13 protein-coding genes and 1 riboswitch are annotated in these 12,507 nt (G+C 75.2%); of the genes, 6 read left to right on the top strand and 7 right to left on the bottom strand.

The annotated features are described in order from the left end of the window. Positions 1-13 precede the first annotated feature (13 nt). The 5 genes from JQN70_RS07975 (at position 14) to JQN70_RS07955 (ending at position 6,285) form a co-directional block, all read left to right on the top strand. Complete coding sequence (locus JQN70_RS07975; protein ID WP_204130792.1) at positions 14-1,234, top strand: polyamine ABC transporter substrate-binding protein; 1,221 nt, start codon at positions 14-16, stop codon at positions 1,232-1,234. Next, complete coding sequence (locus tag JQN70_RS07970; protein ID WP_307835863.1) at positions 1,227-2,147, top strand: ABC transporter permease; 921 nt, start codon at positions 1,227-1,229, stop codon at positions 2,145-2,147. The genes JQN70_RS07975 and JQN70_RS07970 overlap by 8 nt, the downstream gene beginning before the upstream one ends. After that, positions 2,144-3,055 (top strand): ABC transporter permease, encoded by a 912-nt coding sequence (locus JQN70_RS07965; protein ID WP_307835862.1) that lies wholly within the window; start codon positions 2,144-2,146, stop codon positions 3,053-3,055. The genes JQN70_RS07970 and JQN70_RS07965 overlap by 4 nt, the downstream gene beginning before the upstream one ends. Further along, positions 3,055-4,707 (top strand): amidohydrolase, encoded by a 1,653-nt coding sequence (locus JQN70_RS07960; protein ID WP_204130791.1) that lies wholly within the window; start codon positions 3,055-3,057, stop codon positions 4,705-4,707. Before JQN70_RS07965 ends, JQN70_RS07960 begins: the two co-directional genes overlap by 1 nt. 70 nt (positions 4,708-4,777) lie before the next feature. Further along, a riboswitch (SAM riboswitch) is annotated at positions 4,778-4,891 on the top strand. A 41-nt stretch (positions 4,892-4,932) separates the two neighbouring features. Further along, the gene (locus JQN70_RS07955) at positions 4,933-6,285 is read left to right on the top strand and encodes an aminotransferase class V-fold PLP-dependent enzyme (RefSeq protein WP_204130790.1); all 1,353 of its coding nucleotides are present in this window, start codon (positions 4,933-4,935) and stop codon (positions 6,283-6,285) included. A gap of 19 nt (positions 6,286-6,304) precedes the next feature. On the opposite strand, the gene JQN70_RS07950 is transcribed toward JQN70_RS07955, so the two are convergent. Genes JQN70_RS07950 through JQN70_RS07930 form a run of 5 tightly spaced genes read right to left on the bottom strand, consistent with a single transcriptional unit; the run spans position 6,305 to position 9,819 of the window. Then, positions 6,305-6,526 (bottom strand): ferredoxin, encoded by a 222-nt coding sequence (locus JQN70_RS07950; RefSeq protein ID WP_204130789.1) that lies wholly within the window; start codon positions 6,524-6,526, stop codon positions 6,305-6,307. Next, positions 6,523-7,785 (bottom strand): NADH-ubiquinone oxidoreductase-F iron-sulfur binding region domain-containing protein, encoded by a 1,263-nt coding sequence (locus tag JQN70_RS07945; protein WP_204130788.1) that lies wholly within the window; start codon positions 7,783-7,785, stop codon positions 6,523-6,525. Before JQN70_RS07945 ends, JQN70_RS07950 begins: the two co-directional genes overlap by 4 nt. Then, positions 7,782-8,390, bottom strand: a complete 609-nt coding sequence (locus JQN70_RS07940) for a DUF8596 domain-containing protein (protein WP_204130787.1) — start codon at positions 8,388-8,390, stop codon at positions 7,782-7,784. The genes JQN70_RS07945 and JQN70_RS07940 overlap by 4 nt, the downstream gene beginning before the upstream one ends. Next, positions 8,387-9,358: an FAD:protein FMN transferase gene (locus JQN70_RS07935; RefSeq protein WP_204130786.1), complete on the bottom strand. Its 972-nt coding sequence runs from the start codon at positions 9,356-9,358 to the stop codon at positions 8,387-8,389. Before JQN70_RS07935 ends, JQN70_RS07940 begins: the two co-directional genes overlap by 4 nt. Then, positions 9,355-9,819 carry a hypothetical protein gene (locus tag JQN70_RS07930; protein ID WP_204130785.1) on the bottom strand — a complete coding sequence of 155 codons (465 nt, stop codon included), beginning with the start codon at positions 9,817-9,819 and terminating at the stop codon, positions 9,355-9,357. Before JQN70_RS07930 ends, JQN70_RS07935 begins: the two co-directional genes overlap by 4 nt. Before the next feature lie 217 nt (positions 9,820-10,036). Between JQN70_RS07930 and JQN70_RS07925 the strand changes: the two genes are divergently transcribed. After that, positions 10,037-10,465: a hypothetical protein gene (locus tag JQN70_RS07925; protein WP_204130784.1), complete on the top strand. Its 429-nt coding sequence runs from the start codon at positions 10,037-10,039 to the stop codon at positions 10,463-10,465. A gap of 31 nt (positions 10,466-10,496) precedes the next feature. Here JQN70_RS07925 and JQN70_RS07920 read toward each other — a convergent pair whose 3' ends face one another. Then, complete coding sequence (locus tag JQN70_RS07920) at positions 10,497-11,786, bottom strand: sensor histidine kinase (protein WP_204130783.1); 1,290 nt, start codon at positions 11,784-11,786, stop codon at positions 10,497-10,499. Then, a complete protein-coding gene (locus tag JQN70_RS20855) occupies positions 11,783-12,490 on the bottom strand; it encodes a response regulator transcription factor (RefSeq protein WP_204130782.1) in 708 nt (235 codons plus the stop codon). Before JQN70_RS20855 ends, JQN70_RS07920 begins: the two co-directional genes overlap by 4 nt. Between the last annotated feature and the right edge of the window lie 17 nt (positions 12,491-12,507).

Below are 12,507 nucleotides of genomic sequence, written 5' to 3'. Positions count from 1 at the left end.
GAGAGGACCCCCGATGACCAGCCCCGAGCAGCCGCTGCGCATCCTCGCCCACACCTCCGCCGTGCCGCGCATCCGCCGCGAGCTCTCCCGCCGCTCCCTCCTCGGCCTCGCGGCCGTGGGCGGGGCGGGCGTGCTCTCGGCGTGCGGCGGTGGGGGCAGCGGGTCGGGGGCGTCCAACCCCACCGCCGTGCCCACCGGTGCGCCGCCGAGCCAGGTCGCGACCGGCGGGCCGCTCGAGGGCTCGATCTCGATGTACTCGTGGGGCGACTACGACGCCCCGGAGGTGCTCGAGGCGTTCACGAAGGACAAGGGGCCGAAGATCACCACCGACTCGTTCGGCTCGAACGAGGAGCTCATCTCCAAGCTCGTCGCCGGCAAGGGCACCGGCGGCTACGACATCGTCGTCCCCACCGGCGCGTTCATCCCGCAGATGGTGCAGAACGGGCTGCTCGCGCCGATCAACAAGGAGCTCATCACCAACCTCCAGCACATGGACCCGCAGTTCCTCGGGCAGGCGTGGGACCCGGAGAACAACTACTCGATCTGCAAGGCGTGGGGCACCACCGGGTTCGTCTACGACAAGACCAAGATCACCCGCGAGCTGAAGACCTGGAGCGACTTCGCCGACGCCGCGACGAAGGAGGCGAGCGGCAAGGTCTCGGTGCTCGACGACCCGGCCGAGATCACCGGGATCTACTACTGGGCCAACGGGATCGACTGGAACACCACCGACTCCGCGCAGATCGACGCCGCCGAGAAGTTCGTCGTCGAGACGCTCGCCCCGCACGTCGCCGCCTTCGACTCCTACCCCGGCGGGCAGGCCATCCCCCAGGGGACGCACTGGCTGATGCAGGTGTGGAACGGCGACGCCCGCATCGGCATCCAGAACAGCAAGGACCCCGAGCGGTGGCAGTGGGTGCTCGGCTCGCCGACGACCGAGCTGTGGATGGACAACTGGGCGATCGCCGCCGGCGCCCCGCACCCCGAGGCCGCGCACGCGTTCATCGACTACGTCCTCACCCCCGAGAACCAGCTGGCCAACGTCGACTACATCGGCTACCACACCGGCGCCAAGGACATCGAGGACGCCGCGAAGAAGGCCGGCCTCGACATGCTCGACATGGTCTTCTTCACCCCCGAGCAGATCGCGACGATGAAGACCGGCGAGGTCAACGACGCCCAGCAGCGCACCGTCGACATCTGGAACAAGGCCAAGGCGGCGGCGGGTGCCTGAGGCCGCCCCCGCGGCGCCGCCCTCGCGGCTGCGCCTCCCGCGCTTCGCGCTGGCCCTGCCGGCCGGGCTGTGGCTCGTCGTGTTCTTCGTCGTCCCGATCGCGACGATCGTGTGGTTCAGCTTCGGCTACAAGCCCGGGCTGTTCGGCACGCACGCCAACGACGTGCTCTCGCTCGAGCGCTACCGCGAGACCTTCTCCTCGACGTTCTTCGCGACCTTCCGGAACACGCTGTGGGTGGGGGTGGCCGGCACCGCTCTCTGCCTGCTCGTCGGGATGCCGGCCGCCTACTGGATGGCGGTCAAGGCCCCGGCGCGGCGGCGCGGCCTGCTCATCGCGCTCGTCATGGTGCCGTACTGGACGAACTTCCTCGTGCGGACGATCGGCTGGCAGGTGATCCTCGCGCCGCAGGGCTGGCTCTCCGGGCTGCTCCAGTCGCTGCACCTCACGAGCGGGCCGCTCGACATCCTCTACACGCGCACGGCGGTGCTCATCGGCGTCGTCTACAACTACCTGCCGCTGATGATCCTGCCGCTCTTCGTCGCCTTCGACCGGGTGGGGGAGCCGCTGCGCGAGGCGAGCAAGGACCTCGGCGCGACCCGCTGGCGCACCTTCACCCGGGTCACCCTGCCGCTCGCCCGGCCGGGCATCGTCGCCGGGACCGTGCTCGTCTTCATCCCGCTCATGGGCGACTACGTGACGGCCACGGTCCTCGGCGGGGCCCGCGGCAACATGGTCGGCCAGCTCGTCGCGAGCCAGTTCCAGACCGCGCAGAACTGGGCGCTCGGGTCGGCGATGGCGGTCGTGCTCATCCTCGTCATCGCCGTCACCGTGGGCGTCTTCGCCGCGCTGGCCTGGCTCGTCGGGCGGCCGCTGCGGGCCCGGCACCGGCTGGTCCTCGAGGAGGTCCCGTGAGCACCGTCGACGAGCGTCGCCCCGCCGGCGCACCGGTGCGGGCCGACGGACCGCCACCGCGCAACCGGGTGCCGCGGCCGTGGACCGACCGGCTCCTCACCGTCGTCGGCGTGCTGGTGCTCGCCTTCCTCTTCGCGCCGATCGTCGTCGTCATCGTCTACTCGTTCAACGAGGGCCGGCTGCTCATCGCCTGGGACCACTTCGGCTTCGGGTCCTTCCGGGCCCTCACCGAGCGGCCGGCCATCCGCAGCGCCGTCGTCGTCTCGCTCCAGGTGGCGGTGCTGTCCTCGCTCGTCGCGACCCTGCTCGGGACGATGGCCGGGGTCGCCCTGGCCCGTCGCCCGGGGCGCTGGACGTGGTGGTTCATCGGGCTGCTGCTGCTCGTGTCGGTGACGCCCGAGATCGTCGACGCCGTCTCGCTCCTGCCGTGGCTGGTCTACCTCGGCAACGACGCCGGCCTGTCGGTGTTCAACGGCGGCATCGTCCGGCTCGTCGTCGGGCACTCGCTCTTCTCGACCGCGGTCGTCAGCTACATCGTGCGCGCCCGGCTCGTCGGGCTCGACGAGTCGCTCGAGGAGGCCTCCGGCGACCTCTACGCACCGCCCGGCCGCACCTTCCGGCGCATCACCGTGCCGCTCGCGATGCCCGCCGTGCTCGCCGGCTTCCTGCTGTCGTTCACCCTCAGTCTCGACAACACGATCGTCTCGGCGTTCGTCCAGGTCTCCGGCACGACGCCGTGGCCGGTCTACGTCCTCTCGGCGCTGCGCTCCGGCCTGCGCCCCGAGATCGCCGCCGTCTCGACCGTGATGCTCGTGCTCACCCTGCTCGCCCTCGGCCTCGTCGCCTGGGTGCTCCGGCGCTCCGGCGACTCGGCCACCGACATCGCACGCACCATGGGAGGCGGCTAGTGGTCGACGTCATCTTCTCCGGCGGACCGGTCTTCACGTCCCGGGCGGTCCGGGCCCGGCCGACCGCCGTCGCGGTCGACGGCGGGCGCATCGTCGCCGTCGGGCACGACGAGGTGCTCGACCTCGCGACCTCCCGCACCGAGCGGGTCGACCTCGCCGGGCGGATGCTCGTGCCCGGCTTCCAGGACGCGCACGTGCACCCGGTGTGGGCCGGGGTCGACATGCTGCGCTGCGACCTCACCGAGCTCTCGACCGCCGACGCCTACCTCGAGCGGATCGCGCGGTACGTGCGCGAGCACCCCGACGAGGAGTGGGTGCTCGGGGCCGGATGGTCGATGGCCGCCTTCCCCGGCGGCACCCCGACCGCCGCGGCGATCGACGCGGTCGTGGGAGACCGGCCGGCGTTCCTGCCGAACCGCGACGGGCACGGCGCCTGGGTGTCGTCCGCGGCCCTGCGGCTCGCGGGCATCGACCGGGACACCCTCGACCCGCGCGACGGCCGGATCGAGCGCGACGCCGACGGCCACCCCTCCGGCACGCTCCACGAGGGGGCGATGGCGCTCGTGGGGTCCATCGCGCCGGAGACGACCGACGAGGAGCGGCTCGAGGGGCTGCTGCGCGCGCAGGCGCACCTGCACTCGCTCGGCATCACGGCCTGGCAGGACGCCATCATCGGCGACTACGGCGACGGCGGGAACCCGGCGACGGCCTACCGGATGGCCGACGAGTCCGGGCGGCTCACGGCCCGGGTGGTCGGCGCGCTGTGGTGGGACCGCAACACCGGCCTCGAGCAGGTGCCCGACATCGTCGAGCGCCGGGAGGTGCTGTCCACGAACCGGTTCCGGGCCACGAGCGTCAAGATCATGCAGGACGGCGTGCCCGAGAACTTCACCGCCGCGATGCTCGACCCCTACTGCGACGGGCACGGCCGCTACACCGACAACTCGGGCATCTCGTTCGTCCCCGTCGAGACGCTGGTGCCGGCCGCCGTGCAGCTCGACGCCGCCGGCTTCCAGCTGCACTTCCACGCCATCGGCGACCGGGCGGTGCGCGAGTGCCTCGACGCCGTCGAGGGGGCGCTGCGCGCTAACGGCCGGCGCGACGCGCGCCACCACGTCGCCCACCTCCAGGTCATCCACCCCGACGACGTCCACCGGTTCCGCGAGCTCGGGGTCGTCGCCAACATGCAGGCCTTCTGGGCCGCGCTCGAGGCGCAGATGGTCGAGCTGACCATCCCCTTCCTCGGTGAGCCGCGCACGTCGTGGCAGTACCCCTTCGGCGACCTCCACCGCTCGGGCGCGACCCTCGCGATGGGCTCGGACTGGGCGGTCTCGACCGCCGACCCGGTCGCGGCGATCCATGTGGCCGTCAACCGGCAGATCCCCGAGGCGCACCGCGAGGGGGAGCCGGAGCACCCGGTGTTCCTCCCCGAGCAGCGGATCGACCTCGGGACGGCGCTCACCGCCTACACGGCCGGGTCGGCGTACGTGAACCGGCTCGACGAGACGGGCACGATCCGCGAGGGGATGCTCGCCGACCTGGCCGTCCTCGACCGCGACCCGTTCGCCGGGCCGACGCAGGAGATCGGGGCGACGCGGGTGCTGCAGACCTTCGTCGACGGCCGCCGGGTCTTCGCCGCCGACGACGCCTGAGCGGGCGCCGTCTCGGGTGGTGGACCCGGGGTGCGCGCCGCCCGACGCCGCCCGCACACTCGTCGGCGTAGGTCATGAGTGCCAGTGACAAGCCCCGGCTCGCTGGCCGGCAACCCTCCTCCGCGGTGGGGTGCCCCGGGTGACGACCTGGTCGGCGTCGCAGCGACGTCGGCAAGCGCGGGATCCCGGTGCACGCCGAGGGTCCTCCGGCCCTCGGGAGCCCCGATGTCCACCCACCACGCCACGACCACGCACCCCGCCCCGCCGTCCCTGGCGCCTCGCCTGCCGGACGTCGTGCGCCCCGACCCCGTCCCGCTCGTCACCGGCCGTTTCGTCGAGTACGCCCAGCTCGACCACGCCGCCTCGACGCCGGCGCTCGAGTCGGTGGTGCGGGCGGTCGCGACCGCGACCCGCACCTACTCGTCGGTGCACCGCGGCACGGGATGGCTCAGCCGGGTCACGAGCGCCCACTACGAGGCCGCCCGCGAGGAGGTGGCGCGCTTCGTCGGTGCCCGGGCGGACGACGTCGTCGTGTTCACGCGCGCGACGACCGACGCGACGAACCTCCTCGCCCGCGCCCTGCCGGCCGGGACGCCGGTCGTCGTCTTCGCCGCCGAGCACCACGCGTCGCTCCTGCCCTGGCCGGCCGAGCGGACCCACCGGCTGCCCGTCCCGTCCTCGCCGGAGGAGGTGCTCGGGCGGCTGGAGTCGGCGCTCGTCGCCCTGGCCGGCGGCCCTGCGCCCCTCGTCGTCGTCACCGGCGCCTCGAACGTCACCGGCGAGCTGTGGCCCGTCGAGCGGGTCGCCCGGGTGGCCCGGCGGCACGGGGCGCGCGTGCTCCTCGACGCGGCGCAGCTCGTCGCGCACCGGCGTGTCGACCTCGCGGCGCTCGACGTCGACTGGGTCGCCTTCTCGGGGCACAAGCTGCACGCGCCCTTCGGCACCGGCGCCCTCGTCGGCCGCCGCGACTGGCTCGACGCCGCCGACCCGTACCTCGCCGGCGGTGGCGCGAGCGCTGCGGTGACGGAGGCGGTGACGACGTGGGCCACCGGTGCGGCCCGCCACGAGGGCGGCAGCCCCAACGTCCTCGGGGCGGTCGCGCTCGCGGCCGCCTGCGCCGCGGTCCGCCGGCACCGGGGCGCCATCGAGGCCCACGAGGCGCACCTGACGACGCGCCTGCTCGAGGGGCTGCGGGCCGTCCCCGGCGTCCGCACCCACTCGACCTTCGGCGACGACCACGACCGGGTGCCGGTCGTCGCCTTCACGGTCGAGGGGCTGGACAGCCACCTCGTCGCCGCGGCCCTGAGCGCCGAGCACGGCATCGGGGTGCGGGCCGGGAAGTTCTGCGCCCACCCGCTCGTCGACGCCCTCCTGGCCCGGGACGGGGACGGTCGCCACAGCACCGCGGTCCGCGCCAGCGCCGGGCTCGCGACGACCGGCGAGCACGTCGACCGGCTCGTCGCCGCGGTCGCCGACCTCGCCGCGCACGGCCCGCGGGTCGCCTACCGGCAGGACCCCGACGCCGGCTGGGTGCCGGAGGACGACGCCCGCGTCGCGGAGGTCGCGCTGCCCTGGTGAGCGGCGCCCCGGGCGGGCGTCAGCCGCGGACGAGGTGCAGCGCGCGCCGCGGGCAGGCGGCCACCGCCTCGCGGGCCAGGGCCAGCTGGTCCTCCGGCACCGGGCCGAGGACGACGGGGTAGCCCCACTCGTCGAGGACGATCCGCTCCGGGAGCAGCTCGGCGCACAGGCCGCGCGCGCGGCACTCCGGCCAGTCGACGCGCAGGACCGTGCCGGTCTCCTCGCGGGGTGCGGCGCTCACGCGACCCTCACCCGGTGCTGGGTCGAGCACCCGCAGGCGCCGTCGAGGTGGGCCTCGACGTGGTCGCCGAGCGCGGTGAGGAGGGTGCGGACCAGCCGCGACGTGCCGTCGGGGTGCGCGCACGCGCCCCGCCCGGTGACCAGGCCGGTCAGCTGCTCGATGCGCCGCCGGGTGTCGGCCCGCTGGGCGAGCGCGCGCACCTCGTCGGCGAGGGCGGGCAGGCCGTTGCGGCACGGACCGCAGCGGCCGGCCGACTCCGCGGCGAGGTACTCGGTCCACTCCGCGGTGCGGGCGACCGGGCACGACCCGTCCCCGAGGGAGACGAGGGCGCCGGCCCCGAGGGAGGCGCCGACCGAGCGCAGGTGGTCCTGGGACCACACGAGGCCGGCGACCGCCGAGGGGTGCACCCACGCGCCGTGGAAGCCACCGACGAGCAGCGGGGCGGCGAGCGCGGCGGCGTCGAGGACGCTCCACGCGCCGTCGCCGTGCTCGACCTCGACGACGCGGGCGAGGTCGAAGCGGCCGTCCGGCCCGGGCGGGCGGGTGAGGGTGAGGAGCATCGTCCCGGGCTCCTGCGCGGTGCCGAAGGAGGCGTAGTGCTCGGTGCCGCGCTGGGCCAGGGCGCCGAGGTGCGCCCAGGACTCGGCGTTGGAGAGCAGGGTCGGGCGGCCCTTGTGGCCGTCGACGGCCTCGGGGGCCCAGGCGGTGACCGGCAGCCCCGGGCGCCCGGCCATCAGCTCGAGGACCGCGCGGGCCTGCCCGGCGACGAACCGGCCCTCGGCCTCGTGCTGGGTCCAGCGCAGGCCGTCGTCGCGCTCGGCGACGGCACGCGCCACCGACTCCCCGACGAGCGGGCGGTCGAGCGAGGTGACGACGTGCACCGTGCGCGCGCCGAGGGCCCGCGCGGCGACGGCCGCACCGTCGAGGACGAGGTGCGGCGCGACGGCGAGCAGCGCCTCGTCCTTGGCGCTCGCCGGCTCGCCCTCGGCGGCGTTGACGACGACGACGGGTCGCTTCGAGGGGCGCATCCCGCGGCCGCGGGCGACGGTGCGCAGCTTGCGGGCGAGCGGGAAGCCGGCGCCCCCGCGGCCCCGCACCGAGGCGGCCTCGACCCGGTCGACCACCGCGGCGAGGTCGAGGCGGGCCAGGTCGCCGAAACGGGCGCGGTGGGCGGCGAGTCCCGGGCCGTCGTCGACGCCGGAGAGCAGGAGCGGGCCGCGGCGCACCTCGAGGCGGGCCGGCGGGGCGATGGTCCTCACCGGGCACCTCCGCCCGCGAGCAGGTCGCGGTCGGCGCGGCCCGGGACCGGAGGCCCGCTCGAGCCGCGGCGCCGCCGGCCGAGGAGGACCGCGGTGACCCGGGCCAGGGCGGCGAGCACGACGAGGGCCACGCACACGACGGTGATCAGCCGCGACCAGCCGAGGTCGGCGTCGGTGCCGATGCCGAGCCCGTGGACCACCCCGAGGGCCCAGGCCGCGTAGGTCGTCAGGTGCACGAGGAACCACAGCCGGTGCGGCAGCCGGGTGCGCGCCAGCGACGTGGCGACGACGACGACGGTGAGGTCGAGCGAGAGCGTGCCGAGGCCGAGCCAGAACGGCTCGTACGCCGAGCCGACGGGGACGACGGTCTGCCACCACCGGATGTCGACGAACTCGTCGACGACGGCCACGACGGCGTGGACGAGGAGCATGAGGACGGCGACCGCCGAGAGGCCGCGGTGCAGCCCCTGGGTGATGAACCGCGGCCACCACGGGCTGACCGCCCGGCCGGTGGCGAGGACGCCGATCACCACGGTCACCGTGAAGACGACGACGAGGACGATGCCGCTCCCGCGGTTGAGGTACCAGAGCAGGGGGGAGGTCACAAGGTCTCCTCGGTCTCGGCGGCGTCCCACGCGGGGGTCGTCGCGACGTGTCCGTCGTGGCCGACGAGCCGGGCCGCGACCCCGCGGTCGGCGAGCCAGCGCTCCGCGTCGGCGCCGAGGACGACGGCGGCCGTCGACGCCGTGTTCGCGGCGACCGCGGTGCGGCCCAGCGCGGTCACGGTGCGCCAGGGCCCGTCCGCGGGTCCGCCGGTGCGCGGGTCGACGAGGTGGTGCCACTGGCGGCCCCCGCGGCGCCAGCGCCGCGCCGAGACGCTCGAGGTGGCGACGCCGCCGGCCCCCACGCTGACCGTCAGCGAGTCGCCGCCGGCGTCGAGGTCGGCGAGGCTGTGCCCCAGCCGGATCGGCCGGCGCGGCACGGCGGCGTCGTCGGGACCGGCGACGCGCACGTCGCCGCCGATGCTCACGAGGACGGGGACACCGAGCTCCTCGACGACGGTGAGGGCGGCGAGGTCGGCGGCGAAGGCCTTGCCCGTGGCGCCGAGGTCGAGGGCGGCACCGGCCGGCACGCTGACGGTCGCGTCGTCGACGGCGACGTCGCGCCAGGACCCGCGCCGCACCGGCAGGGCCGCGGGCGACGGGTCGTCCCCCGGCACGAGGGTGAAGGTGCGGTCGTAGCCGGCGCCGGTGAGGACGGTGCCGAGGGTGGGGTCGACGAGGCCGTCGGTCTCGTGCGCTGCCTCGAGGGCCACGCGGACCGCGCCGACGAGCACGGGGGAGACGAGGACGGGACGGCCCAGGGAGGCGTTGACGAGCGAGAGGTCGCTGTCGAGGCGGAACCGGCTGCAGCCCTCGTCGACCTCGTCGATGACGGCCGCGACGAGCTCGACCGCGCGCTCGAGTTCCTCCGGGGAGGTCCGCAGCTCGACGTACGTGCCGATGGCTCGCCACGACGCGGCACCGTGCTCCGGGTGGAGGCGGACCCCGGCCGGGACGGCCACCGTCGTCATGAGCCGGTGCTCGGCGGGGGCGGCGGCGGGGGCGGGGGAGCCGGTGCCGGGACGCTCGAGCCGCCACCACCGGAGGAGGAGCCGCCACCGGAGGAGGAGCCGCCGGACGAGGAACCGCCCGAGGACCACGAGGAGCCACCGCCCACGCGCGCCGAGCCGCCGCCCGAGGCACGCACGACGACCTTGGGTCCGACGACGGTCTTGGTCTTGCGGGCCTTCGTGACGACGGCGGGGTGCGCCGCGGCCCAGGCCACGAGCTGGTCGTGGTACTCGCGGGCCGTCTGCGCCTCGCGCGCGGCCTTGTCGCGGGCCTTGGCGGCGTTGTCGTCGGCGGTCTCACGGGCGACGGCGGCGGTCGCGGCACCGGTCGCCGCGACCGCCGATGCCGCGAGCGCACCGCTGAGCACCGTGAGGAGGACGCGCGACCGGTCGCGTTGTCCTCGGCTGAGCAGGGGTTTCACCGAAGCCTCCAGGTGGGGTTGCGGGCAGGGATGACTCGCGGGTCCCAGCCTGACCGGCGGTCTCGCAAGGGGGGGTCATCCGCGTGTTAAGGGACCCTCATGGGTCGTCGCGGGGCGCCCGTTCTTAACCCACGCTTATCGGAGCGACGACTCCCGCTTGACGTCCCGCACCCGACGATGAGGGTTCCCTGCCCGTTCCCCGCCCGGAGGTCCTCCCGTGTCACTCTCGACGACGATCGCGACCGGCACGCTGCTCGGCGCCGTGCTCGCCGGCGGCGTCTACGCCGCGACCGCTCCCTCGGACCAGGTGTCCGCCACGGTCCCGGTCGCGCCGACGTTCGCCCCCGTGCCGACGCCGACCGTGACTAAGCTCGCCGACTGCCTCAAGCCGGCCAAGCTCGAGCACGGCATCTGCGTCACGCACAAGCCGGGCCCGACCGTCACGCTGCCGGCCTCGACCGGCTCGACGACGCGCACGACCTCCTCGAACGCTCGCACCGCGCCGCCCTCCACGCACGCGCCGACCACGGGGCCGACCAGCGGCCCGGTGACCGACGACGACGACCACGGCGACGACGACGAGCACGGCGACGACGACGACCACGACGAGGACGAGGACCACGGCGGGGACCACGACGACGACTGAGGTCGTCCCGTTCGCCGCACCCCCGCGGCGGTCAGCGCGCGTCGGTGGTGGGCAGGGCCACCCGGACGCACAGGCCACCGAGGGGGGAGCGACCCAGCTCGACGGTGCCCCCGGCCTGCTCGGTGACCCGGTGCACGATCGCCAGGCCCAGGCCCGTCGACCCCGCACCGCTGTGACCGCGCCCCCGCCAGGGCAGCGGCATGCCCGGCCCGGCGTCCTCGACGACGAGCACGGCCCGGCCGTCCTCCGCCGAGAGGCCCACGCGGATGTCCGCGCCCTCGGGCGTGTGCGCGAACACGTTGTCCAGCACCGTGTCGACCAGCTCGCCGAGCACGTCCTCGGTGAGGGCCACCGGTCCCGTCGAGCGGTCGACGTCGAGCGCGAGGGCGCGGTCCTGGTCCTCGGCGAGCGGTCGCCAGAAGTCCACCCGCGCGGTGACGACCTCGGCCGGCTCCGTGAGGGCGGGCAGCTCGGTGGCCACCGAGCGCCGGGCCTCGCGCACGACGTCGTCGATGCTCCGCTGGAGGTGGTCGACGTGCTGGCGCAGCCGGTCGGCGACCTCGGCGTCGGTGACGAGGTCGGTGTCCAGCCGGAGCGCGGTCACCGGGGTGCGCAGCCGGTGCCCGAGGTCGGCGACGTTCTCGCGCTCGGCCTCGACGAGCCCGTGGATGCGGTCGGCGAGGGCGTTGAGCGCGCGCCCCAGCTCGGCGGTCTCGGGCGGACCCCCGGGGACGGCCCGCGCCGAGGCGTCGCCCTCGCGCAGCCGGTGCGCGACCGCGGCGACCGCGGTGACGGGCACGCTGACCCGGCGACCCAGGTTGAAGGCGGCGGCCACCGACAGCCCGACGAGTCCGAGCCCGAGCAGCCCCACCGTCAGCCACGCCATCGGCACCCCGGCCCGCAGCTCGTCGTCGGTGACGCTCGCGACGACCACCTCGAGGCCCTCCGGCGTCGAGACCGGCACGAGGGCGTCCAGGCCGCCCTCGCGGCGCACGGTGAAGGCCGCCTGGTCGCGGCGCGCCCGCTCGACCGCGGCGAGCGTGTGGGCGTCGAGCGGCGCCGCGTCGCCGAGCAGCGACCCGTTCGGCTCGACGACCGCCACGACCGGCCCCTGCGACGACAGCTCGGCGACGGTGCGCTCGAGGACCTCGTGGTCGCTGAGCGTCGCGGCGAACCGGGCGACGCTCTGCGCCTGGTCGCGGGCCCGGGTCGTCGCCCGGTCGGAGGCGAGGTTGGCCAGCAGGAAGCACAGCGGCACGACGAAGGCCAGGACGACCGCCGAGGTGGTCGCCGCGACGAGCCAGGCGATGCGCCGGGTCATCCGTCGGCCGCTCCGGGTGCGGTCTCGCTCGGGGCGACGAGCCGCACTCCCACCCCCCGGACGCTGTGGAGGTACACGGGATGAGCAGCGCTCTCGCCGAGCTTGCGGCGCAGCCAGGACAGGTGCACGTCGACCGTGCGCTCGCCGCCGCCGTAGGGCTGGTTCCAGACGTCCGCGAGCACGTCGCGCTTGCTGACGACCTCGCCGACGTGCTGCACGAGGTAGGCGAGCAGGTCGAACTCACGCCGCGAGAGGTCGAGGGCCTCGCCCCGCAGCGTCGCCTCGCGCGACGCCGGGTCGACGACCAGGTCGCCGACGGTCATCGGCTCCTGGGCGCCATCGGATCCGGTGCGGCGCAACACCGCTCGCATCCGCGCCTCGAGCTGGGCGGTGCCGAAGGGCTTGACGACGTAGTCGTCGGCACCGGCGTCGAGGGCCTTGACGACCGACGGGTCGTCGTCGCGCGCGGTGATGACGATGACCGGCGTCGCGCGGACCGCCCGGAGCATGCTGAGGACGCTGTGCCCGTCGACGTCGGGCAGGCCGAGGTCGAGCAGGACGAGGTCGGGACCGCCGTCGAGCGCCTGCTGGAGGCCGTCGAGGCCGGTGCGCGCACTCGTCACGGCGTGCCCCCGGTCGCCGAGGGAGCGGATGAGGGAGGACCGGATCGCCGGGTCGTCCTCGATGACGAGCACGTGTGCCACAGTGGTCACGCTAGAGC

Source organism: Phycicoccus sonneratiae (assembly GCF_016887965.1).
Classification (GTDB): Bacteria; Actinomycetota; Actinomycetes; order Actinomycetales; family Dermatophilaceae; genus Phycicoccus; species Phycicoccus sonneratiae.
The sequence above is the reverse complement of the archived record's forward strand: the minus strand, read 5'-3'. Positions and strand labels throughout refer to the sequence as shown.

Coding starts and splice junctions, on each gene's coding strand:
- JQN70_RS07935 (WP_204130786.1), bottom strand. CDS start 9,358: ATGACGACGGTGGCCGTCCCGGCCGGGGTCCGCCTCCACCCGGAGCAC.
- JQN70_RS07955 (WP_204130790.1), top strand. CDS start 4,933: ATGTCCACCCACCACGCCACGACCACGCACCCCGCCCCGCCGTCCCTG.
- JQN70_RS07920 (WP_204130783.1), bottom strand. CDS start 11,786: ATGACCCGGCGCATCGCCTGGCTCGTCGCGGCGACCACCTCGGCGGTC.
- JQN70_RS07975 (WP_204130792.1), top strand. CDS start 14: ATGACCAGCCCCGAGCAGCCGCTGCGCATCCTCGCCCACACCTCCGCC.